Origin of the sequence: Pseudomonas sp. CDFA 610, from assembly GCF_021147865.1 — a bacterium.
Classification (GTDB): Bacteria; Pseudomonadota; Gammaproteobacteria; order Pseudomonadales; family Pseudomonadaceae; genus Aquipseudomonas; species Aquipseudomonas alliivorans.
The window spans coordinates 453785-477812 of the sequence record NZ_JAGTPM010000004.1; the positions used below are offsets into that span (position 1 = coordinate 453785).

A 24028-nucleotide genomic window follows, 5' to 3' on the forward strand; every position below is an offset into this window, starting at 1 on the left:
CCGCATGAGCGACTCCCTTGACCTCAGCCTGGATGGCGTAGAACGCCGCTCGCTGGCTGACTTCACCGAACAGGCCTACCTCAACTATTCCATGTACGTGATCATGGACCGTGCCCTGCCGCATATCGGCGACGGCCTGAAGCCCGTACAGCGCCGTATCATCTACGCCATGAGCGAGCTGGGCCTGGGCGCCGATGCCAAGCACAAGAAGTCGGCGCGTACCGTCGGTGACGTGCTCGGTAAATTCCACCCGCACGGCGATTCGGCCTGCTACGAAGCCATGGTGCTGATGGCCCAGCCGTTCAGCTATCGCTACACGCTGGTGGACGGCCAAGGCAACTGGGGTGCGCCGGACGATCCCAAGTCCTTCGCGGCCATGCGTTACACCGAGGCGCGCCTGTCGCGCTATTCCGAGGTGCTGCTCAGCGAATTGGGTCAGGGCACGGCGGACTGGGTGCCGAACTTTGACGGCACTCTGGATGAACCTGCTGTCTTGCCTGCGCGTTTGCCGAACATCCTGCTCAACGGCACCACGGGTATCGCTGTGGGCATGGCGACCGACGTACCACCGCATAACCTGCGTGAAGTCGCAAGTGCCTGCGTTCACTTGCTGGACGAGCCCAAAGCGACCATTCAAGAACTGTGCGAACACATTCTGGGGCCGGATTACCCGACCGAAGCGGAAATCATCACGCCTCGCGCCGACCTGCTGAAAATCTACGAAACCGGTCGCGGTTCGGTGCGGATGCGTGCGGTGTATCGCATCGAAGACGGCGACATCGTGGTCACCTCGCTGCCGCATCAGGTCTCCGGTGCCAAGGTGCTGGAGCAGATCGCTGCCCAGATGCAGGCCAAGAAACTGCCGATGGTGGCCGACCTGCGTGACGAGTCGGACCATGAGAACCCTTGCCGCATCGTGATCATTCCGCGCTCCAACCGCGTCGAGCTCGACGAGTTGATGCAGCATCTGTTTGCGACCACCGAGCTGGAATCCAGCTACCGGGTCAACATCAACATCATAGGCCTGGATGGCAAACCGCAGCTCAAGAACCTCAAGACACTGCTCAGCGAGTGGCTGACCTTCCGTATCGGAACGGTCCGCCGTCGTCTGCAGTTCCGTCTGGACAAGGTCGAGCATCGTCTGCACCTGTTGGATGGTTTGCTGACGGCTTACCTGAACCTGGATGAAGTGATTCACATCATCCGCACGGCCGAGCACCCGAAGGCCGAACTGATCGCACGCTTTGATCTGTCGGAAATCCAGGCCGATTACATCCTCGATACCCGTTTGCGCCAATTGGCGCGTCTGGAAGAGATGAAGCTGCGCAGCGAACAGGATGCACTGCGTAAGGAGCAGGCCAAGCTTCAGGCGCTGCTGGGCAGCGAGTCCAAGCTACGCAAGCTGGTGCGTGCCGAGCTGATCGCCGATGCCGAAACCTACGGCGATGACCGTCGCTCGCCAATCGTGGCGCGCGCCGAAGCCAAAGCGTTGTCCGAAAACGAGTTGATGCCGACCGAACCGGTCACCGTGGTGCTGTCCGAGAAAGGCTGGGTACGCTGCGCCAAAGGGCACGACATCGACGCGACCGGGCTTTCCTATAAGGCTGGCGATGGCTTCAAGACGTCAGCCATCGGGCGCTCCAATCAGTTTGCGGTCTTCATCGACTCGACCGGGCGCAGCTATTCGGTTGCCGCGCATACCTTGCCGTCCGCACGCGGGCAGGGCGAGCCGTTGACCGGCAAGCTGCAGCCTCCGCCGGGTGCGACGTTCGAGTGCGTACTGCTGCCTGACGATGAGTCGCTGTATGTGATCGCCTCCGACGCCGGTTACGGATTCGTCGTGAAGGGTGAAGATCTGCAGGCCAAGAACAAGGCGGGCAAAGCGTTGCTGAGTCTGCCGAATGGCGCGAAGGTCATCCTGCCGCGGCCGGTGACCGATCGCGAGCAGAACTGGCTGGCGGCAGTGACGACAGAGGGCCGTCTGCTGGTGTTCAAGATCAGCGACCTGCCGCAACTTGGCAAAGGCAAGGGCAACAAGATCATCGGCATTCCCGGCGAGCGGGTTGCGAGTCGTGAAGAGTACGTGACCGATCTTGCGGTCATCGCACAGGGCGCTACGCTAGTGCTTCAGGCAGGTAAACGCACACTTTCGCTCAAGCCCGAGGATCTGGAACATTACAAGGGCGAGCGCGGCCGTCGCGGCAATAAGCTCCCGCGTGGCTTCCAGCGAGTCGACGCCCTGTTGGTGGAAAATGGCTGAAAACATTGATCTGGCGCGGGTGTTCTTCGTTTTGCCATGAAGTACGATGCATAATCGCTGGAGTCATGGCGAATATTCACGGATGATATGAGGTCTTGGGGCGCAAGCGTGGCGCAGTGCCTGCATGGGTCTGGAAAGTATTTATACTGTGGCTTCCCTTGGGGCAGCCACCTGGATGGGATGATGAATTTTCTACGCCTTCCCTTTGTCCTGTTGATGACCGGCGTCCTGGGTCTGGCTGGCTGCAGCGTGCACCAGCCGACCGCGCTTTATCAACTCGACAGCGGTGAGCCTGGTCAGCCGAAACAGAGTAGTGGTCTGGCAGTCTTGCTGGGCCCTGTTTCGGTGGCCGACTACCTGCAACGCGAAACCCTTCTGCAACGACAGCCTGACGGCACCCTGACCGCTTCGCCCGATGGGCGCTGGGCGGGAAATCTGTCGTCGGATATCGATCAATTATTGCTGCGTCAACTGGCCTGGAAGCTTGATAGCCAACGGGTCGTGCTGGCACCAGCGGTTGCCAACTTCTCGCCTGATGTCCAGGTGGTGTTGTCGATCACTCGTCTTGATTCCGGTGCAAAGCAGCCCGCTGTTCTGGATGCGCAATGGCGCTTGCTGGACCGCAAGGGGCACGTGCGTGACAGTCGACTGGTGCATCTCGAGCAGGTCCATGCGGGCAGCTCGGCCGATCAGGTCAAGGCTCAGGGCATGTTGCTGCAGCGCCTGGCCGATCAGGTCAGCACGGCCATCAAGCCTATCTCCTGGCAGCCACTCGAAGAGCCGAAGAAAGCCCCAGTGGCCCGCGCCAAAGAAGCCGACAAACCTCGAATTCCGATGGCTTCACCGATACGCACCGACCTTGAAGTGTTCCGCTTCTAAAGGCTTGGAAAACAAAAAGCCCGCAGCGATGCGGGCTTTTTATTGGGCGTTATTCCGAGGGTGATCAGCGCCTGCAGGATGTGACGCGGAGCGTCACGGGCGGAGCGTCACGGGCGGAGGCGAGCGTTTGTCAGGCCTTGTGCGTTTCGTGCATTCGCGCCAGTTGGCGCTCCAGCATGGACGGGTAGGGCTCCATCAAGCGCTCCACACAGCAGGCGCCTTCCGGGCTTGCAATGGGACGGATTCGAGCGCGTTGACGGATCAGAGGGTCGTCGTTGATCCTGCGCTCCACCAGCAGCAGGTTGCGGCTGTGTTGCGACAGTGCCAGTGCGTCCTGCGCGGTTTCGGTCAGCAACAGGTCGATCTGACTCAGGCCGCCGAGGCCTTCACCCAGCGTCAGACCCAGTTGCAACTGCAAGGTAATGCCGCTGTCGGCGACCTCGATCTGCAAGGCATGGCTCAGCGCACGCAGCAGTTCGCCGCAGCAGATGGCGTTGGTCAGGTAGTCGTCGCCGCTTTCCTGGCTGTGGAACAGCATCAGCGTGCTGCCATCGTTCAGGGTATGAAGCTCACTTTCATACAGCGACGCAGCCTGATCGAGGCAGTCGCGGTAGCGCTGCAACAATTCGGTCAGGCGGGCACGGGGCAGGCGACGCAGTTGGTCCTGTGCACCCAGCTGTACTGCCAGAACGGCGCTGTGCCGAGGCTCGCTCACCACCGGAACAGCAACCGGGCGGGCGGCGGGCGCCGGGCCGGCGCTTTCGGACGTGTCACGCAGCTCGGCAAATGGATCATCGCCGTCGTCCTCTTCATCTTCCTCGGCAACGATACGACGTTGAACCGGTGGCGCAGGCAGTCGAGGCTTGGCCAGCGATACAGGATCTCGCGCGGAAAATGACGGCGCCGGTTTCTCGTCCGGCTCAAGATAAGGGTCGTCGCCTTCGTCTTCTTCTTCGTACTCGGGTTCCGGCACGGGTTCAGGCTCTGGAACGGGCGGGGCGAAGGATGTACGCAACTGACGCGCCAGATCACCGATTTCATCCTGGCGATCGGTTGCCGGCGTGTAGGGATCGATATCGCGCAGCCAGATGCGCATCTGCATCAATGGTGTCGAGATGTGGCGACCCAGACGCAGACTCAGGGCCAGCGCCAGCGCCAGCAGAATGCCCGCCAATATGCCCATGCTTTGCAGGCTGATGGTCATAGGCTGCTGGAATTGCGACATGTCGAGGCTGATGCGCAGATGACCCGCCATCACGTCCTGGAACGTGATCTTGATTTCGTACAAGCCCTGGGCTTCACCCAAAAGCCCGTTTTTCGGGCGCTGGCCGGCTTCGGCAAGGATGCGGTTGTCCACGCTGTAGATCGCGGCATGCGCCACCAGCGGGTTCTTGACCAGATTGCCCAGCAGCACGTTGAGGCTGAGGATGTCGTTGGACACCAACAACTCGGTGGCCGAGGTGGCGGTCTGGGTCGTCAGGGCCTGCCCCAGTGCGTCAGCCTGTTCATGCATGGCCTGCTTGAACTGCAGGCCCATGACACCGGCGTAGATCACCAACGCCAACGCGACCAGGATCACGTTATGGCTGGCAATGCGCAAAGCGATCGGTACACGGCGATGACGCAGGGCACGAAAGATGAGCAGGAAGAAATTATCGGTTTTAACGGGCGTGTGCCGGTTCACAGAGCACGGCTCTTTCGGTGAAGTTGCCGGGCAGTATAACGATCGACCTTGTAGCGGCAAAGCGCTGCCTGTGCCCGGTGGTCACTGAAAGTGGTTAGAATGCGGTTTTTTTCCACTGCGGGGGTGCGCCTTGCGCGAAATCGTCCTGATTAACATCACCGGTGTAGACCGTCCCGGTCTCACTGCGGCCATCACCGGCGTCCTCGCCCAGGGTGGCGTGAACATTCTCGATATTGGTCAGGCGGTGATCCACGACACGCTGTCGTTCGGCATGCTGGTTGAAATTCCGGGAACCGAACAGGGTTCTTCCGTGCTTAAGGACATCCTGTTCACGGCCTACAAGCTGGATCAGCAAGTGCGCTTCACGGCGGTGTCCGAAGAGGATTATCAACACTGGGTCGAAGGCCAGGGCAAGGCGCGTCATATCGTGACGCTGCTGACCCGCAAGGTGACTGCCGAGCAATTGCAGTGCGTGAGCTCCATCACGGCCAAATACGGACTGAACATCGACCAGATCGATCGCCTGTCCGGCCGCATGCCGCTCGATACACCGGCCGACAAGGGCAAAGGCTGTATCGAGTTCTCCGTACGGGGCGAGCCCGGTGATATGAAAGCCATGCAGGCGGAGTTTCTGGCCGTCGCACAGGACCTGAACGTCGATATCGCGTTCCAGCAGGATTCGCTGTTCCGTCGCAATCGTCGGCTGGCGGTGTTCGACATGGACTCGACCCTGATCGAAGCTGAAGTGATCGATGAGCTGGCCAAGGCGGCCGGCGTTGGCGAGCAGGTGTCCGAAATCACCGAGCGAGCCATGCGTGGCGAGCTGGATTTCAGTGCCAGTTTCAAGGAGCGACTGGCATTGCTCAAAGGTCTGGACGTCAGCGTGCTGGACGAGATCGGTGCTTCGCTGCGTCTCACCGAAGGTGCCGAAACGCTGTTCGCTGAACTCAAACGTCTGGGTTACAAGACCGCGATTCTGTCAGGCGGCTTTACCTACTTTGCCAAGCAGCTCCAGGCGAAGCTGGGCATCGATTATGTGTTTGCCAACGAGCTGGCGGTAGAAGATGGCAAGGTCACGGGCGTGGCCGTCGAGCCGATTGTCGACGCCAAACGCAAGGCCGACCTTCTGCGCGAGCTGGCCCACAAGGAAGGCTTGAGCCTTGAGCAGACCATCGCTGTGGGCGACGGTGCCAACGACCTGCCGATGCTGGCGATTGCCGGACTGGGCGTGGCTTTCCGCGCCAAGCCTCTGGTCAAGCAGTCAGCCAGGCAGGCGATCTCGACACTGGGTCTGGATGGAGTTCTGTATCTGTTGGGTTTTCGCGACCGCGAAGCCAGTCGCTGAAATTGCAGGGTAAGGCCGCGATCGCGTGAGTGATGGCGGCCTTTACAGCGAGCCCCACAGTGAATCGAATTCCTGTCCCGGCTTGGTTTTTTCGAGCTCGGCTGCCTTGGGCGCGTCGTATATCCGGTATTCGAACTGGTTGTAACTGGCGCTGCTGATACGACGATTGCTCAGTGTCGCGCGCCGCTCTTCGCCATTGACGTTGATCATGACCTTGCTGTCGTCCTGAAACGGCAGGCGAGGTGCGAGCACTGTGGCAGGTTTGTCCATGGCCTGCACTTCCGGCAGCATCAAGGTCCGAAGGTACTGGCTGTTCTGCGATTCGCGGATCAGTTGCATGCCGCAAGGCTGGGCAAAGGGCGCGATCAGCTCGATGCCCATCTGTGTGCCGCCGCTGCGCACCTGCCGAACCCACCGCACAATGGCGATGCTCCAGCCTTGCCCGGAATCATCCTGAATACCCACCAGCTCACCCGCCTGCAACTGCTGCGGCACGTCTTTGTGCCACGCAAGGCAATAACCACCCGGACTGTGGTTGACGATGTTCACGTCAAAGATCGGAAATGTGTGCTGCGCATGGGAAGCGGAGTCGCCATCGGCGTCGGCCTTCTGGTATTCGATTTCTTCGTAGGGCAGCAGAACCGAAGACGTATTGCCACGCTGCGTATCGAATGCGGACGACCAGGGATCGTCGTCGTTCTCGTTGACCACTTTGAGCGCGAAATCGGCAATGTGGCTGGTCGCGTTCAGTTGCAGCAGTTCGCTGAACGACTTCTGCCCGGCAACATAGTAATGAACCGCGCTCATGCCGATGCAGAGCTTCAGCGTGCCCTGGCCCACCGTACGCTGGAAAGTGCGTTCGGCAACATCTCCCCAGGCCGCCGCCAAGTGTTGCAGCAGGTCGGTATTGACGCCGGTCGGAATGAGCAGCTTGGTGGGGCCACGCTGATCGGCCGGCAAGGCGAGGTAATGGTTGATTGCATCTGCCAGTGCCATTGGCTGGATCCCCAGCATCCTAGGCATTTGCTCGTCGGTGAACAGCGTCCGATACAGCGGTGGCTTGTCGGTGGCAGGGTCCAGCGCCAACAGGCTGTGTTCGTCGGCGGGTATCTGTAGAGTCACCAGCGCACTCCAGCTTTCAAGCGCATCTGCCAGCTTGCCGATATTCAGCTGGCGCATCTGATTGCAGCGTGAGCACCCCATCAACAGGGCAATCACGTAGGTCTGTTCGGCGCTGAGCGTGCGGGTGTGATGAGCCAGTGGTTCGTCTACCTGCGTGCGATGCAACTGGAACTGGCGGGCAATCTGATAGAGCTGGTGAAGTTCGAGCCAGAGACCTTCCTGAACCGGGCAATACAGCTGATTGGCGCGAATCAGCGGGCCATTCAGGCCATGCAACGCCCGTTGCAATGCCGTGGTCAGCATCACGCTCTGGTCCTTGCTGTAACGCGGGGCGATCTGCTGGATGACCTGCTTGTAGCCGGTTGCCAGATGGTTCTGCAGTGCCTGGCAAAGATTGGCCACCTTGCGCGGGCGCTCGTCGAGCACAATGGCCTGATTGAGAAAGTGCCGCTCAAGGTGCTTGCAGACGAAATAGACTTCGGGGCGCAACAATTCCAGCATTTGCAGGCGATTGTCACTGGGAGTAATCAACTGGTTGAGTTCGCTGAGGCCCTGATACAGCTGGCGGGCCATTTCACCGAGGTTTGCCTTGGGCAGTCGGGAGATCCAGCGTTTGAGATCGCGGGGCGTGGGCTCACTGAATGACAGGCTCGACTGCGTTGGCGTGGGTGCACGCAACAGCAGAGGAAGGCTCAAATTACTCATGTGACAGGCGAACTCCAACGACTCTCTGGCCTGGACGGCGACTCCATGCTGGCAATGGGCCACATCCTTCGGTAGGAAGATGTGGACCCTGTGCCACTGAAAAAGTGCAACGTATCCTTACGCACCGATGCTGTAACTCTACCAGTATCGGTGCAACCACGCAGCTATTATGGCCTGAGGCCATCAAGCCTCGGCAATTGGCTTCGCAGCGCCGAGTGCCTGCCCCATCTGGACTTTGGAGAGCGCGCTCAACTGCTCGGCCCATTTAACCTGGTTAGGTCCGAACAGCACGATGGCCGTGGAGCCCAGTTTGAAGCGACCCATCTCTGCGCCTTTCTCCAGATGGATTGGCGCGCGTGCGGCTTCGTCGTAGCTGAACGTCTTCAGTTCGCGCTTGGGTGGCGTGACCAGTCCGGCCCAGACCGTTTCGACCGAGGCCACGATCATCGCGCCCACCAGAACGACAGCCATCGGGCCCAGCTCCGTGTCGAACAGGCAGACAACGCGCTCATTGCGGGCAAACAATTCCGGAACATTTTCAGCCGTGGTCTGGTTGACCGAGAAAATACGGCCAGGCACATAGACCATTTCGCGCAGCGTGCCGGCCAGAGGCATGTGGACGCGATGGTAATCCTTCGGCGACAGATAAACAGTGGCGAACTCGCCGCCCATGAACGGTGCGGACAGTTTTGGATCGCCGCCCAGCAGTTCAAGCACGCTGAAGCTGTGACCCTTGGCCTGAAAGATACGGCCATGATCGATCGAACCCATCTGACTGATGGTGCCGTCGGCAGGTGAAAGCACTGCGCCCGGCGTGTTGTCCAGCGGGCGCGCATCGGCCTTCAGTGCGCGAGTGAAGAAGGCATTGAAGTGCTCGTAGGCGGTCAGGTCTTCGACCAGCGCCTGCGACATGTCGACCTGATAGCGGCGAACGAACCAGGCGGTGAAGGCGTTCTTGAACCAGGTGACGCGGCATTCGGCAACCAGGCCAGCGATACGGGACAGCAGGTGATGCGGCAACAGGTACTGACTGAGGATAAACAAACGATCTTTCATTGATATTCCTGAACTTGATAAGGAAACGGGCGGGACTCAAAAGGTTGAGCCCGGCCTTGGTCATTTTTCGACAGGCGTGTCCGGGTGGTTGCCCCATTCGCCCCATGAGCCGGCATATGCCTTGACCCTGGGATAGCCCAGCGCCTTGGCCACCAGATAGGTGAAGCCGGAACGATGGTGAGTCTGACAATGGGTGATCACTTCCTTGTCGGCCGTGATGCCCAGGTCCTGCAGAATCTGTGGCATGTCATCGCGAATGCGCAGATGGCGTGCCTTGTCCATGCCAGCCGTCCATTCGAAGTTAACGGCGCCCGGTACGTGTCCGGCCTTGGCCGCCAGCACTTTCTCGCCCGAGTATTCGGTGGGTCCCCGTGCATCCCAAACAGCCAGGTCCGCAGCACCCAGTCGGCTTTGCAGGTATTCGCGAGTTGCCGTCGGCTCGTCGTGCAGCTTAAGAGTCACCGTACCGCCAGCGGCTGTCGGAGTATCACGGTTCAGCGGCAGTGACTGAGCTTCCCAGGCCAGCAGGCCGCCATCCAGGTAGTGGTAGCGATGATGGCCGATCACGTCCAGCAACCAGATGAAGCGCCCGGCCCACCCGCCGCCTTCATCGTCATAGACGACATAGACAGCATCAGGGTTATGGCCCAGCTCGCCAAACAGCTTTTCAAGGTCCGAATGTGCAGGCAACAGGCCGGGCGCAGGTGGCTGGCCAAGTTGAGTGCGCTTGGGATCAACGAAATGAGCGCCAGGAATGTGCCCGGCGTCGTAGCGAGCGCTGCTGGTCAGATCCACCAGGATCAGTTCCGGGGCCTCAAGGCGCTCAAGCAGATCGTTGGGCTCGATGACCAACGGTAAGCCAGCGAATACGGACATTTGCAGCCTCCGATGAAAAGAAAGATGCGAATTGTACGCCAGGCCTCAGGCTTTGCGATGACTAAAGACACCGAGCGCGCGCTCAATGCATTGCGCGGTTTTTCCGAATGCCTGAACGGAAATTTCTGACAGTGTGCCGCCGCCCTGATCAGCTATCACCAGCATCATGACTTTGCCGTTGCTGCTCAGTGAGCGAATCAGCCAATGCTGACCGCTGAACAGCGCTTTGAGCGGTGCAGGCAACAGGGCGGAAAACTGGGCGATATTGGCAGGCGTCATGCGCAGTTGGGTTGGCTGGGTCAGAAGGCGTTGCAGGACTGTGCTTTCCTTTATAAACAACTGCATCGCTGCAGCCTCGGGCGGCAGTCCGGCAGACTGATGCACGCGCAGCGCCGTTCCGGTCTTGTCCATCATCAGCAGCATGACCCGCTGCATGCCACAGGCGACAAGCGCTTCTCGGGCAGAGGTGGTCAGGTGCATGGCATTGATGAACGGCGTCGGGTCCTGCAGCAGTTCGGCGCATTGCTTGCGCCAGAGCTGCAGAGCGTCAGCCGAGGGCGGCGGCGCAGGTTCGTTATCGCGTCTTACGCGTCGTGCATCCCACGGCCAGATCAGGGATTCGGCCGGGTGCCATAGATCCTTTTCGCTGTGATGGCGTGCGCTGCTGGCGGCATTCTGGTGGGCCTGCTGCTGTACATCGCTCAACGGCTGCTGCAGGTAAAGGCTGGTGAGTCGTTCCCAGCGCAGGCAGTGTGGGCTGTTCCACGCATGCTGCGCTGCCAGCGCCAGTCCGTTACCCAGCAGCACGGTGTTGGCGGGCTGGTTGAGCCAGCGGCGCAGGTTGGGGTCGGCATCCATCATTTGCTGTTGCAGCAGCGGATCCTGATCTTCGCGTGCGATGCGCAGCACCTTGACCAGATCACGCCGCTCGCTGAGCAGCAGTTTGTAACCGCGGGTCACCCAGACCGGCAGGCGCCAGAACTCGGCCAGTGCCAAGCCCAGTTCCAGCAGATTGACGCCGAACAGCTCCTTCTCGACGGCGATGCTGGAATGGCCTTTATGAATGACGCGAAGTTCGAGTTCTTCGAGCAGCTTGGGATACGCAAGCGCCATCGGCCAAAGCGGCGCCAGGAACAGCAGGCTGCCCAGATGAATGTCTTGCCACAGCCGCGCCAGACGGCTGGCGAACAGGCCGTTGGCCTGCTGCGTGGCGTGTTGGCTGATAAGGATCAACTGGCGGAAAGCGGCCGGAATCTCTTCAGGCGGCTTGGCGGGCAAACGCCCCAGCAGCACTTCCGTACGCGCCAGACCCAGCCGGTTGATCGCGATTTCCAGGCTTTCGGCCTGTTCGGTGATGCCATGCGTGTGGTGATTGGCTTCGCGCATCACGCTGAGCACCAGCGCAGGACTTTCCTGCATCATTTCCGCAATTTCACGCAGCGAGCGCCGACTGTCGTTGAGTGCCGCACGAACCCGGTCGTGGTTGGCCGCAGGCACTGGCAGCGCGACGCCATCGAGCAGTCTGACCCAGGATTCAAGCGTCTTTGGAACCGGCGGATGTGAAACATGCGTTGTCGACATTCGATGCCCTGTGCAGCTGATTTTCGAGCTGGGAGGCTGCCAGCGTTCTGGGGCGCAACAGCCATTTTGGGTCCCGCGATTCCGGGCCGAACTGGTTTTTTAGCAAGAACTGCCTATAGTCTGGCCCAGTTAGGCCGATAAGGAGAAGAAGAGTTTCAAGAACTTCCGGACTGTCCCTGAACCCGACTCAGTAAAGTATTTTCTCCTATGGCTAAAATTATCGGCATCATTGTCGTTTTCGCGAGTGTCCTCGGCGGATACGTCCTGTCTCACGGCAAGATCATGGCCCTGTTTCAGCCCTATGAGGTGTTGATCATCGGTGGCGCAGCGCTGGGTGCATTTTTGCAGGCCAACCCCGGCCACATGACCATGCACGTGTTCAAAAAGTCGCTGAAGATGTTCGGCACGCGCTTCACTCACGCTTATTACCTTGAAGTGCTGGGGCTGGTTTACGAGATCCTCAACAAGAGCCGTCGCGAAGGCATGATGGCGATTGAAGGCGATATCGAAGAGCCGGCCTCAAGCCCCATCTTCGCCAAGTATCCGGGTGTATTGAAAGATGAACGCATGACGGCGTACATCTGTGATTACCTGCGCATCATGTCCTCGGGCAACATGGCTCCCCACGAGCTGGAAGGCCTGTTCGACATGGAGCTGCTGAGCATGAAGGAAGAGCTCGAGCATCCATCGCACGCCATCACCGGTATTGCCGACGGCATGCCCGGTTTCGGTATTGTCGCGGCGGTACTGGGTATCGTGGTGACCATGGCGTCTCTGGGTTCGGGCGACAAGGCGGCCATCGGCATGCACGTAGGTGCAGCACTGGTAGGTACCTTCTTCGGTATTCTCGCGGCCTACGGTTTCTTCGGTCCGCTGGCAACTTCCCTGGCTCACGATGCCAAGGAAGAAATGAACGTCTACGAATGCATCAAGGCTTCTCTGGTAGCCTCGGCCTCTGGCATGCCGCCTTCGCTGGCTGTCGAGTTCGGCCGCAAGGTTCTGTATCCGCTGCATCGCCCCAGCTTCAGTGAGCTGGAACAAGCGGTTCGCGGTCGCTAAGCCATGGAAAATAATCAGCCGATAATCATCAAGCGCGTCAAGCGCTTCGGTGGAGGGCACCACGGCGGCGCCTGGAAAATCGCCTTTGCCGACTTCGCGACGGCAATGATGGCGTTTTTCCTGGTGCTGTGGCTGATGTCGTCCGCCACGCCCGAGCAGTTGATTGCCGTGGCCGGTTACTTCAAGGATCCGGTCGGGTTTTCCGACAGCGGTTCGCCCTATGTGATCGATCTGGGTGGCTCACCTGAAATGTCGCCCAACCAGACGCTCAACCCGGAAGTGAAGACCACGCCCTCGCCGGATACAGTGCCTATTGAGTCCGAGACTTCGGAATCCAAGGCTGAGGAAGTCGAGCAGGAACGTCTCGAAATGCTTCTGCAGGAATTGCAGAACAAGGTCGAAGAGAATCCGCAGTTGCAGAAATTCAAGGACCAGATTCTGTTCGAGATCACGCAGGACGGTCTGCGCATCCAGATCATGGATGCCGATAACCGCCCGATGTTCGACTCCGGCAGTGCGCGCCTGAAGCCTTACTTCGAGGACATTCTGCTGGCAATGGCCGACACCATCAAAAGCGTGCCCAACAAGATCAGCATCAGCGGGCATACCGATGCCACTCCGTTTGTAGGCAATGGTGGATTCGGCAACTGGGAACTGTCGGCCAACCGTGCCAACGCGGCACGTCGCGCGCTGGTTGCAGGCGGCTATCCAGAGCCGCAGGTAGCTCGCGTGGTCGGTCATGCTTCCTCTGCGCTGTATGACCCTCAGAATCCGACCAATCCGGTTAACCGGCGTATCGATATCGTCGTGCTGACCAAAAAGGCCCAGGCGCGTATCGAGGGTTCGCAGAACACGGGTGGCGCACCGCAAACGTCTCCGGCACCGACTGCGCCAGCCGCACCCGGAGCAGCGCCAGGCGCTTCGACAGCCCCTGCGCCGGTCGATCCGCAGGCGTACGCCCAGCCTCACGAAATTCGGCAGAAGCTGAATATCTTCGATCAGGGCACGCTGAAGGTCGAGCCGGCTCAGAACTGAGCCATGACGCCAAAGAAAATGCCGCGATGATCGCGGCATTTTTTTTGGCAGAAGCTCAGCTCAGGCAGGTATCAGTAACTGTCTTCCGGCAGGCTGGCGATGATCGAGCGATAGCTGTTCATCCGCTGCTGTTGCACGCGTCCGTCTTCGAGCGCCTTGAGCAAGGCGCAGCCCGGTTCACGGTCATGCTTGCAGTCGCGGAAACGGCACGTGCCGATCAGGTCGTTGAACTCGATGAAACCTGCTTCCACGTCAGCGCGGCTGACGTGCCCCAGGCCGAATTCGCGGATGCCGGGTGAGTCGATAAGGTCGCCGCCACGGGGAAAGTGGAACAGCCGCGCAGTGGTTGTGGTGTGCGTGCCCTGGCCGGACAGCTCCGACAGCGGGCCGACACGCGTGCCGACTTCAGGCAGCAGGCTGTTGACCAGCGAGGACTTGCCCACGCCGGACTGACCCACGAACACGCTGATATGGCCATCCAGGCGCGCCTGCAACTGCTGCATGCCGTCGCCGTGGTGCGCAGACACTTCCAGCACCGGGTAGCCCAGTGTGCGGTAGACAGCCAGCAAGGCGTTGAGCGCTGGAGCGTTCTGCTCGTCAATCAGGTCAGCCTTGTTGAGCAGCAGCAGGGGGTGAATCCCGGCATGCTCGGCGGCAACCAGATACCGGTCGATCAGGTTGGCGTGCGGCTCTGGCATCGGTGCGAAGACAATGACGATCAGGTCGACATTGGCTGCCACCGGCTTGAGCTGGCCGCGTGAATCCGGGCGGCACAGTTCTGTGGTGCGGGGCAGTTGGGCAACGATCACGCCGATGCCCTGATTGCCAGCGCGCCAGACCACGCGATCCCCTGTCACCAGGGCCGGGAGGTTGGCACGCAAGTGACAGCGGAACACCTGACCGGTCTGTTCGCCTTCCTGGGCCTCGACTTCGACCTGAACGCCGAAGTGGGCAATCACCAGGCCGGTCTGTTCCGGGCCGAGGTCACCGCCTTCGAGTGTTTCGAGCGCGACGGACTCGCGTTTCGCAGCGCGGGCAGCACGTTCGCCCTGAATCTTTTCGATGCGCCAGTTCTGACGACGATTGAGTTGGCGTTTGGCCATGGGTGTTCCGATGTGATGAAGCAGATGAATAGGCAGTACGTTGAATCGGGCGGCAGTCTAGCACGGCCAGGTAAGCTAAACTGCGCGCCTACGCTGAGGAGTCGTCACATGCAGAACAAGCAGAACCTTATCTGGATCGACCTGGAAATGACCGGTCTGGACCCTGACACCGATGTCATCATCGAAATGGCCACGATCATCACCGATAGTGAGCTGAACACCCTGGCCGAAGGCCCGGTGCTTGCGATTCACCAGAGCGATGAAACGCTGGCGCGCATGGACGAATGGAACACCCGTCAGCACGGCGGCTCGGGCCTGACCCAGCGCGTACGTGAAAGCACGGTGACGATGGCTGACGCCGAGGCGCAGACCCTGGCCTTCATCATGCAGTGGGTCCCTGAGCGCAGTTCGCCGATCTGCGGCAACAGCATCTGTCAGGATCGTCGCTTCCTGTATCGCCACATGCCGACTCTTGAGCACTATTTCCACTACCGCAATCTGGACGTCTCGACCCTCAAGGAACTGGCCGCGCGTTGGTCGCCCAACCTCAAGTTCCAGAAGGGCAGTACGCATCTGGCGCTGGACGACATTCGCGAATCCATTGCCGAACTGCGTTTTTATCGCGAGCACTTCATCAAGTGACACATCAGGGCTGTGCAGCAAATGTACCTTTGCTGCACTCTTTCAGTGCATAAGCCTTTCGGCGCACAACGGCGCTGGTTAAACTGCGCGCCCTTGCCGCCGAGTCGTCACCATGTTGCTGATGCTTTATCTGATCGCCATCACTGCCGAAGCCATGACCGGCGCACTGTCTGCCGGGCGACGCGGCATGGACTGGTTCGGCGTTGTGCTGATCGCCTGCGTCACGGCATTGGGCGGCGGTTCGGTGCGGGATGTGCTGATCGGTCATTACCCGCTGACTTGGGTCAAGCACCCGGAATACCTGGTGCTGACCAGTGTTGCGGCGCTGGTGACCATTTTCATCGCCCCGTTGATGCGGCATCTGCGCTCGCTGTTTCTGGTGCTCGATGCGCTCGGGCTGGTGGCCTTCACGCTGATTGGCTGCATGACCGCGCTGGAAGCCGGGCACGGCATGCTGATTGCGTCGGTGTGCGGGGTCATCACCGGGGTGTTCGGCGGTATCCTGCGGGACATCTTCTGCAATGACATCCCGCTGATCTTCCGCCGCGAGCTTTACGCCAGCGTCTCGTTTCTCGCTGCGTGGTGCTTTCTGCTATGCGGGTATCTGGAATTGCCGTCCGGGCAGAGCGTGCTGATCACCCTGTTCGGTGGCTTGCTGCTGCGCCTGCTGGCGATCCGTTTCCACTGGGAAATGCCCAAGTTCGTCTACAAGGATGAGCCTTGATCTGATTGGCCAGCAGGTGTCTGAAACGGTGGGGCGGGGTGGATACAGATACCATGGGCGGCATCTATCCAGTGAGACGCGTGTAGCGATAGGCGCAGAGTGTGAGGGCCGATCACAACGGCGGAAAGGTTTAGCGGCCATGCCTGCTCAATGCCCACTCCACATGTTCCCTGACCATCTCCGAAGGATACTCGCGCCGGGCTTCCAGCGCTTCTATCACGGGAATGGTCGAAGGTGCGTTGCCCAGTCCGACCGCCAGATTTCTCAGCCAGCGTTCATACCCGGCACGCCGCAAAGGCGACCCCTCTGTGCTGCTCAGAAATGTATCTTCATCCCATAGAAACAGTTCGGCCAGCCCAGCGTTATCCAGGTTGTGGCGGGGCTGGAAATCGCTCTGATCGGTAGGGCGGGCGAAGCGGTTCCAGGGGCAGACGATCTGACAGTCATCGCAGCCGAACACCCGGTTGCCGATCAACGGGCGCAGTTCTTCGGGAATGGAGGTCTTCAGCTCGATGGTCAGGTAGGAAATGCAGCGTCGCGCATCCAGCACATAAGGTCCAACAAAGGCTGCCGTGGGGCAGATGTCGAGACACGCCGTGCAGCGCCCGCAGTGTTCGGTGGCGTGTGGCGGATCGACTGGCAGCGGGATGTCCACAAACAGCTCGCCGAGAAAGAAAAAACTGCCGGCCTTGCGATTGAGTACCAGTGTGTTCTTGCCGATCCAGCCCAGTCCTGCCTGTTCGGCGATGGCTTTCTCCAGCACCGGCGCGCTGTCCACGAAGGCCCTGAAACCGAATGGTCCGATGGCTTGCTGGATACGCTCGGCCAGTTGTTGCAGGCGCTTGCGAATCAGCTTGTGATAGTCGCGGCCCAAGGCGTAACGCGACACGTAGGCTTTTTCAGGCTCGGTCAGGCGCTGAGCCATTTCCGTGTCGCCTGGCAGATAGTCCATACGCAGCGATACTACCCTCAGCGTTCCCGGCACCAGTTCTTCAGGGTGGGAACGTTTGCTGCCATGGGCTGCCATATAGTCCATTTCCCCGTGATAGCCCGCTTCGAGCCAGCGCTGCAGATGCTGCTCGTGCTCTGCCAGATCGAGCCCGGAGATGCCTGCTTCCTGAAAGCCGAGCTCACGGCCCCACGCCTTGATCGATTGCGCAAGGGTGACAAGGTCGTCAGCGGTGGGACGTTCAGCGGTAATAGCGGGCATGCGCAGAGAGAAACCAGAGACAAGGTGCGTATAATTCTGCCAGACATCGGAGCCTAGAGACGCATGTTAGACACGAAACCCGATTTACCCGACGCGCTGTACAGTGCTGCGCAGGTCCGTGACCTCGACGCCCGGCTGATTGCCGCAGGCACGCCAGGCTTCGAATTGATGCAGCGGGCCGCTCACGCAACCTGGCGGGCGATCCGCAGGCGTTGGCCGGAAGCGAGCGAACTGACGGTGCTGACCGGGCATGGCAACAATGCCGGAGACGGTTATCTGGTGGCCTCGCTGGCCCACAAGACCGGCTGGCAAGTTCGCGTGCTGGCCGTCGGTGACCCCGCTGCGTTGAAGGGCGACGCTGCACTGGCCTATGCCGCCGCATCGGGTGTCGATATCCAGCCATGGGCCAGTCAGCCCATGGCTGGCATCGTTGTTGATGCGCTGCTGGGAACAGGTCTCCAGGGCGATGTGCGCGATCCTTATCGTTCAGCCATCGAGGCGATCAACGCCAGCGGCTTACCTGTGGCGGCAGTGGATATTCCGTCGGGGCTGTGTGCTGATACCGGCCATTGCCTGGGTGTCGCCGTTCGTGCGGACCTCACTGTGACATTCATCGGCCTGAAAATGGGTATGCTGACTGGCGATGCGCCCGATTTGATCGGGCAACTGATTTTTGATGATCTTCAGGCCGACAAGGCCATCGTCGCTCAGGCGCCGGTGACTGCAAAGCGACTCGACAAAACCAGCCTGCCTTTCCTGGCGCCTCGACCGCGCACGGCCCATAAAGGTATGTACGGTCGTGTGCTGGTCATCGGTGGCGATCATGGTTTCGGCGGCGCGGCACTGTTGAGTGCCGAAAGCGCATTACGCAGTGGCGCAGGCATGGTCACGCTGGCGACCCGTGTCGAACATGTGCCCGCCGCGCTGACACGCATGCCGGAAATCATGAGTGCCGGCATCCATTCGGCCAATCAGCTCATGGCGCTGATCAAGGCCGCCAGCGTGCTGGTCGTGGGGCCTGGTCTGGGTCAGGACAGTTGGGGGCGCAGTCTGCTGTCTGCCGCCGCCAACGCAGACAGGCCGCAGGTCTGGGATGCCGATGCACTCAACCAATTGGCGACCGGGCAGGTAGTCCTGCCGAAGAACAGCGTCATCACCCCGCATCCCGGTGAAGCGGCGCGCCTGCTGGGGATCAGTACCCAAGAGGTGCAGAGCGACCGCGCCGCCGCGGCCCATGCGCTGGCGCGTAAATTCAATACGGTCTGCGTACTCAAAGGCTCCGGCAGCCTGATCGCCGATGTCGATGGGCGACTGGCGCTGTGTGATCGCGGCCACCCTGCAATGGCCACTGCCGGCCTTGGCGATGTGCTGGCCGGGCTGACCGGTGCGCTGATGGTCCAGCACCTGAGTGCGTTCGATGCGGCCTGCCTGGCGGTGTGGCTGCATGCCAGCGCCGGTCAGAAAATCGGTGCATCGGGGCGTGGTATGGCTGCCAGCGATAGTATTCCCGCCATTCGTCAGTTACTGGAGGAGCTGAAACCGTGTCTGATTTAACGCTGCATGTGATTGGCGAAGAGGCCATGATGGCTTTCGGCGCACGCCTCGCTCAGGTCACCGAGGGGGTGGGTGTCATTTTTCTGGACGGGGACCTGGGCGCGGGCAAGACCACGCTTTCGCGAGGCCTGATACGTGGATTCGGGCATGAGGGGGCGGTAAAGAGTCCGACCTTCACCCTCGTTGAGCCCTATGAAACAGGGGCGATCAAGGTCTTTCACTTCGACCTGTATCGACTGGTCGATCCAGAGGAACTGGAGTTCATGGGCGTGCGTGATTACTTCGACGGTGACTCACTTTGTCTCATCGAATGGCCCCAGCGTGGTGCAGGCTTTTTGCCAAAGCCCGACCTGACCATTACCATTAGCCCGCACGGAGAAGGTCGTTCCGTGATATTGAGCCCCACGGGTTCGCGTGGCGAACGCTGGTGTGCCACTTTGGCTTTGGAATTCAAATAGATATGGGGTTAGGTATGCGCATGCGCGCGCTGGTTACTGTAGTAGGTCTGCTGTTGATGGCCTTGGCTGTCGAAGCGCTGGCCGCTACGCAAGTACGAAGTGTCCGCTTATGGCGAGCGCCGGACAACACTCGCTTGGTATTCGACCTTTCAGGACCTGTCCAGCACAGCGTATTTACCCTGACTTCACCTGACCGTCTGGTGATCGATATCAACGGTGCGACATTGGGCGGGCCTCTTAATGTGTCGACCGCCAATACGCCGATCACCAGCATGCGGTCTGCCCAGCGGACTGCAACCGACTTGCGCGTGGTCATCGACCTCAAAAAAGCCGTGACGCCGAAGAGCTTCACGCTGGCGCCGAATCAGCAGTACGGTAACCGCCTTGTCGTGGACCTGTTCGACAACGCTGCCGATGCCAACCCTACGCCTGTGCCCACCATTGCAGACACCCCTGCGAACACTGCACCGGCGGTGCCGATCAGCCCGTCCAAGCCTGAAGTCAAGCTGACGCCTGTCCCCAATGGCAAGCGCGATATCGTGGTGGTGATCGACGCCGGTCATGGCGGCGAAGACCCGGGCGCGTCCGGCAGGGGCGGTGAGAAAGAGAAGAATGTGGTGCTGTCGATTGCACGGGAGCTGCAACGCCAGATCAATGCCGAGAAGGGTTACCGTGCCGAGCTGACGCGAACCGGCGACTACTTCATCCCATTGCGCAAACGCACCGAGATCGCCCGTGCCAAAGGGGCCGACCTGTTCGTTTCCATTCACGCCGACGCTGCGCCTTCGACGGCGGCCTTTGGTGCATCGGTCTTCGCGCTGTCTGATCGCGGCGCGACATCCGAAACTGCGCGCTGGCTGGCGGACAGTGAAAACCGGTCCGACTTGATCGGTGGTGCCGGTGCCGTGAGTCTCGATGACAAGGACCGCATGCTCGCAGGCGTACTGCTCGACCTGTCCATGACGGCATCGCTGTCGTCGAGCCTGAACGTTGGCCAGAAAGTCCTGAGCAACATCGGTCGGGTCACCTCGCTGCACAAGTCCCGTGTCGAGCAGGCTGGCTTCATGGTCCTCAAGTCGCCGGACATCCCGTCGATCCTGGTGGAAACCGGTTTTATTTCCAACGCCAACGAAGCCAACAAACTGTCGTCGGCCTCGCATCAACAGGCGCTGGCGCGCTCGATCAACTCCGGCGTGAAGCAATTCTTCCAGCAGAACCCGCCACAGGGCACTTACATTGCCTGGCTGCGTGATAACGGGAAGCTGGCCCAGGGCCCGCGCAACCATGTTGTACGTTCCGGCGAAACGCTGGCCATGCTGGCCGCGCGTTATGACATGAACATCGCCACATTGCGCAGCGCCAATGGCTTGAAAACCGATGAGTTGAAAATCGGCCAGGACCTGCGAATTCCAAGCGCCGAGGTTGCAACACAGCCATGAATGATGAAACCGCCAGCAGCGATCTTCTGCTCGAAGGCGTCGAGCCGCAAATCGAACAGGCCATTCTGAACGCCGCTCGCATCGAGCTGCTCAGCCCGCGACTGGCTAACCAGATCGCTGCGGGTGAGGTGGTCGAGCGGCCCGCGTCGGTGATCAAGGAACTGCTGGAGAACAGCCTCGATTCCGGTGCACGGCGTATCGATGTCGATGTCGAGCAGGCCGGTATCAAACTGCTGAAAGTGCGCGACGATGGCAGCGGTATTTCCTCGGATGATCTGCCCTTGGCGCTGGCGCGCCATGCAACGAGCAAGATTCGCGATCTGGAAGACCTTGAGCGCGTGATGAGCCTGGGCTTTCGCGGTGAGGCCCTGGCATCGATCAGTTCGGTGGCGCGTCTTACCCTGACGTCCCGGACCCGCGGCGCCGATCAGGCCTGGCAGGTCGAGACCGAAGGCCGTGACATGGCGCCCCGGGTACAGCCTGCTGCGCACCCGGTTGGTACGTCCGTCGAAGTGCGTGATCTGTTCTTCAACACGCCTGCCCGGCGCAAGTTTCTCAAGGCCGAAAAGACTGAATTCGATCATCTGCAGGAAGTGATCAAGCGCATGGCGCTGGCACGTTTCGACGTGGCCTTCCATTTGCGTCATAACGGCAAGACCATTCTCAGCCTGCACGAGGCCCATGACGACACCGCCAGAGCGCGTCGCGTATCGGCCATCTGCGGCCCGGGCTTTCTCGAGCAAGCGCTGCCCATCGAGATCGAGCGCAACGGTCTGCATCTGTGGGGCTGGGTCGGGTTGCCGACGTTCTCTCGCAGCCAGGCAGACCTGCAGTACTTCTTCGTCAACGGCCGTGCAGTACGCGACAAGCTGGTTGCCCACGCCGTACGTCAGGCGTATCGCGACGTGCTGTTCAATGGTCGCCACCCGACCTTCGTGTTGTTTTTCGAAGTCGATCCGGCCGCTGTAGACGTCAACGTTCACCCGACCAAGCACGAGGTGCGCTTCCGTGATGGCCGCACCGTGCACGATTTTCTGTATGGCACGCTGCACCGTGCACTGGGTGATGTTCGTCCCGAAGATCAGTTGTCCGGCAGTGCGCCTGTGACCGCAGTTGTGCGTCCGACCGGCCCGGAAGCGGGCGAGTTTGGGCCGCAGGGCGAGATGCGTCTGGCCAATAACGTGCTCGAACAGCCGCAGGGCGAACCCTATGCACGTCCCGCCGGGTCAGGTTCGGGCGGCGGTTATCAGTATCAATATTCGCCACGGCCTGCATCGCCGGGCGCACCGGTCGCCGAAGTGCAAAGCGCCTACCGCGAGTTTTTCGCGCCGCTGCCGGGGGCAACGCCGACTTCGTTGCCTGAGTCACCTGCTGATATTCCCCCGTTGGGTTATGCGCTCGCACAGCTCAAGGGCATCTATATCCTGGCTGAAAACGCCCACGGGCTGGTGCTGGTGGACATGCACGCCGCCCATGAGCGGATCATGTACGAGCGCCTTAAAATCGCGATGGCCAACGAAGGCCTGAGCGGACAGCCGCTGCTGGTGCCCGAGTCCATTGCGGTCAGTCAGCGCGAAGCGGATTGTGCCGAAGAGCATCTGGCGACCTTCCAGCGTCTGGGTTTCGAGTTGCAGCGCCTGGGTCCGGAAACACTGGCCATCCGGCAGATTCCAGCGTTGCTCAAGCAGGCCGAGGCCAATCGGTTGGTCAGTGATGTGCTCGCGGATCTGATGGAATATGGCACCAGTGACCGGGTGCAAGCGCACATGAACGAGCTGCTGGGCACCATGGCCTGTCATGGCGCGATCCGGGCCAATCGCCGTCTGGCGATCCCGGAAATGAACGGCTTGCTGCGCGACATGGAAAACACCGAACGCAGCGGGCAATGCAACCACGGTCGTCCTACCTGGACCCAGATGGGGCTCAACGATCTGGATAAATTATTCCTGCGCGGACAATGAATGAATGCTTTACCTCCGGCCATCTTTCTCATGGGGCCAACCGCAGCGGGCAAGACCGATCTTGCAATCGAACTCACCAAAGTCCTGCCGTGTGAGCTGATCAGCGTCGACTCGGCGCTGGTCTATCGCGACATGGACATCGGCACGGCCAAGCCTTCGAAGGCGCAGCTGGCCGAATTTCCACATCGCCTGATCGACATACGCGACCCGTCGCAGAGCTATTCGGCGGCCGATTTTCGCACCGACGCACTGGCCGCCATGGCTGAAATCACCGCCCGGGGAAATATTCCTTTGCTGGTGGGCGGCACTATGTTGTATTTCAAGGCTCTATTGGACGGACTGGCGGATATGCCGGCGGCAGATGCGCAGGTTCGGGCACAGCTCGAAGCCGATGCTTTGGCCCACGGCTGGCAGTGGTTGCATGATCAATTGGCGGTGGTTGACCCGGTATCGGCAGCACGTATTCACCCCAACGATCCGCAGCGATTGATCCGTGCGCTGGAGGTTTATCGCGTCAGCGGAACGAGCATGACCGCACACCGCGAGCAACAAACTGCGCAAAGTACCGAAGCAGCCGCATCGGGGCGTCAGCAATTGCCCTATACTGTTGCGAATCTTGCGATAGCTCCGGCTGATCGCAAGGTACTGCATGACCGCATCGCACTACGTTTTTTGCAAATGCTGGACCAGGGGTTTCTGGACGAAGTACTGGCATTGCGCTCACGAGGCGACCTGCATTCAGGTCTGCCATCGATACGAGCCGTCGGTTATCGCCAGGTCTGGGATCACCTGGATGGAAAGCTGACACGGGATGAAATGCAGGAGCGCGGCATCATTGCAACGCGTCAACTGGCCAAACGGCAATTCACCTGGCTACGCAGCTGGGAGAATTTGCACTGGTTGGACAGCCTGGCCAGCGACAATCTGCCACGCGCCTTGAAATACCTGGGATCGGTCTCCATATTGGGCTGAGTCCTTGCAATAGCCGTCTATCCTTGGGGGGTGGCCGGTAAGCCAATCGAATTCGATTTATTATTTATTGATCCTTAAAGGAGTGCGGCACATGTCAAAAGGGCATTCGCTACAAGACCCTTACTTGAATACCTTGCGTAAAGAGAAGGTCGGGGTATCGATCTACCTGGTCAACGGTATCAAGCTGCAGGGCACGATCGAGTCTTTCGACCAGTTCGTCATTTTGCTGAAAAACACTGTCAGCCAGATGGTCTACAAACACGCTATTTCCACCGTCGTACCGGTTCGTCCGATTCGTCTGCCCAGCGCTACCGACGCTGACGGCGCCGATGCCGAGCCAGGTAACGCCTGATAGGAGTCTGC

At 60.2% G+C, this 24028-nt stretch carries 20 protein-coding genes; 13 read left to right on the top strand and 7 right to left on the bottom strand.

Annotated features, from left to right (window positions below; all coding sequences use genetic code 11):
* Positions 1-4: 4 nt before the first annotated feature.
* A complete protein-coding gene (gene parC / locus KDX39_RS09875; protein WP_004883528.1) occupies positions 5-2260 on the top strand; it encodes a DNA topoisomerase IV subunit A in 2256 nt (751 codons plus the stop codon).
* A 183-nt stretch (positions 2261-2443) separates the two neighbouring features.
* Positions 2444-3139: a PqiC family protein gene (locus KDX39_RS09880; RefSeq protein WP_099229504.1), complete on the top strand. Its 696-nt coding sequence runs from the start codon at positions 2444-2446 to the stop codon at positions 3137-3139.
* Positions 3140-3269: 130 nt separating this feature from the next.
* Here the strand turns inward: KDX39_RS09880 and KDX39_RS09885 are convergent, their stop codons facing one another.
* Complete coding sequence (locus tag KDX39_RS09885) at positions 3270-4823, bottom strand: histidine kinase (protein WP_231660193.1); 1554 nt, start codon at positions 4821-4823, stop codon at positions 3270-3272.
* Between the two features lie 130 nt (positions 4824-4953).
* Here KDX39_RS09885 and serB point away from each other — a divergent pair, with 130 nt between their 5' ends.
* Positions 4954-6168, top strand: a complete 1215-nt coding sequence (serB, locus tag KDX39_RS09890; protein ID WP_099229506.1) for a phosphoserine phosphatase SerB — start codon at positions 4954-4956, stop codon at positions 6166-6168.
* Between the two features lie 42 nt (positions 6169-6210).
* Here serB and KDX39_RS09895 read toward each other — a convergent pair whose 3' ends face one another.
* From KDX39_RS09895 to KDX39_RS09910, 4 genes are all read right to left on the bottom strand, one after another.
* Positions 6211-7995 (bottom strand): molecular chaperone, encoded by a 1785-nt coding sequence (locus KDX39_RS09895; RefSeq protein WP_231660194.1) that lies wholly within the window; start codon positions 7993-7995, stop codon positions 6211-6213.
* A gap of 183 nt (positions 7996-8178) precedes the next feature.
* A complete protein-coding gene (gene asd, locus KDX39_RS09900; RefSeq protein WP_184322146.1) occupies positions 8179-9057 on the bottom strand; it encodes an archaetidylserine decarboxylase in 879 nt (292 codons plus the stop codon).
* Between the two features lie 54 nt (positions 9058-9111).
* On the bottom strand, positions 9112-9927 hold the full coding sequence (gene rhdA, locus KDX39_RS09905; RefSeq protein WP_231660195.1) for a thiosulfate sulfurtransferase: 816 nt from the start codon (positions 9925-9927) through the stop codon (positions 9112-9114).
* Positions 9928-9972: 45 nt separating this feature from the next.
* A complete protein-coding gene (locus KDX39_RS09910; protein ID WP_231660196.1) occupies positions 9973-11508 on the bottom strand; it encodes an HDOD domain-containing protein in 1536 nt (511 codons plus the stop codon).
* Positions 11509-11715: 207 nt separating this feature from the next.
* On the opposite strand from KDX39_RS09910, the gene motA reads away from it, so the two are divergent.
* Entirely contained in the window at positions 11716-12567 is an 852-nt protein-coding gene (motA, locus tag KDX39_RS09915) for a flagellar motor stator protein MotA (RefSeq protein ID WP_083181002.1), read from the top strand.
* A 3-nt stretch (positions 12568-12570) separates the two neighbouring features.
* Complete coding sequence (gene motB / locus KDX39_RS09920) at positions 12571-13602, top strand: flagellar motor protein MotB (protein ID WP_231660197.1); 1032 nt, start codon at positions 12571-12573, stop codon at positions 13600-13602.
* Positions 13603-13673: 71 nt separating this feature from the next.
* Here motB and rsgA read toward each other — a convergent pair whose 3' ends face one another.
* Entirely contained in the window at positions 13674-14705 is a 1032-nt protein-coding gene (gene rsgA / locus KDX39_RS09925; RefSeq protein WP_099229510.1) for a small ribosomal subunit biogenesis GTPase RsgA, read from the bottom strand.
* 108 nt (positions 14706-14813) lie between these two features.
* Here rsgA and orn point away from each other — a divergent pair, with 108 nt between their 5' ends.
* Both orn and KDX39_RS09935 read left to right on the top strand, forming a co-directional pair.
* Positions 14814-15347 carry an oligoribonuclease gene (gene orn, locus KDX39_RS09930; protein ID WP_004883550.1) on the top strand — a complete coding sequence of 178 codons (534 nt, stop codon included), beginning with the start codon at positions 14814-14816 and terminating at the stop codon, positions 15345-15347.
* A gap of 112 nt (positions 15348-15459) precedes the next feature.
* The gene (locus KDX39_RS09935) at positions 15460-16071 is read left to right on the top strand and encodes a trimeric intracellular cation channel family protein (protein ID WP_099229511.1); all 612 of its coding nucleotides are present in this window, start codon (positions 15460-15462) and stop codon (positions 16069-16071) included.
* Positions 16072-16201: 130 nt separating this feature from the next.
* Here KDX39_RS09935 and queG read toward each other — a convergent pair whose 3' ends face one another.
* Positions 16202-17281 (bottom strand): tRNA epoxyqueuosine(34) reductase QueG, encoded by a 1080-nt coding sequence (gene queG / locus KDX39_RS09940; RefSeq protein WP_231660198.1) that lies wholly within the window; start codon positions 17279-17281, stop codon positions 16202-16204.
* Positions 17282-17344: 63 nt separating this feature from the next.
* Here queG and KDX39_RS09945 point away from each other — a divergent pair, with 63 nt between their 5' ends.
* From KDX39_RS09945 to hfq, 6 genes are all read left to right on the top strand, one after another.
* A complete protein-coding gene (locus KDX39_RS09945; RefSeq protein ID WP_231660199.1) occupies positions 17345-18835 on the top strand; it encodes an NAD(P)H-hydrate dehydratase in 1491 nt (496 codons plus the stop codon).
* Positions 18823-19293, top strand: coding sequence for a tRNA (adenosine(37)-N6)-threonylcarbamoyltransferase complex ATPase subunit type 1 TsaE (tsaE, locus tag KDX39_RS09950; RefSeq protein WP_184321790.1), 471 nt, complete (start codon positions 18823-18825; stop codon positions 19291-19293). Before KDX39_RS09945 ends, tsaE begins: the two co-directional genes overlap by 13 nt.
* Positions 19294-19307: 14 nt before the next feature.
* Positions 19308-20732, top strand: coding sequence for an N-acetylmuramoyl-L-alanine amidase (locus tag KDX39_RS09955; protein ID WP_099229514.1), 1425 nt, complete (start codon positions 19308-19310; stop codon positions 20730-20732).
* Positions 20733-20794: 62 nt separating this feature from the next.
* The gene (gene mutL, locus KDX39_RS09960; protein ID WP_231660218.1) at positions 20795-22693 is read left to right on the top strand and encodes a DNA mismatch repair endonuclease MutL; all 1899 of its coding nucleotides are present in this window, start codon (positions 20795-20797) and stop codon (positions 22691-22693) included.
* Positions 22694-23665 (top strand): tRNA (adenosine(37)-N6)-dimethylallyltransferase MiaA, encoded by a 972-nt coding sequence (gene miaA, locus KDX39_RS09965; protein WP_004883564.1) that lies wholly within the window; start codon positions 22694-22696, stop codon positions 23663-23665. It begins immediately after the preceding gene.
* 91 nt (positions 23666-23756) lie between these two features.
* The gene (hfq, locus tag KDX39_RS09970; RefSeq protein ID WP_002551819.1) at positions 23757-24017 is read left to right on the top strand and encodes an RNA chaperone Hfq; all 261 of its coding nucleotides are present in this window, start codon (positions 23757-23759) and stop codon (positions 24015-24017) included.
* The last annotated feature ends 11 nt before the right edge of the window (positions 24018-24028 follow it).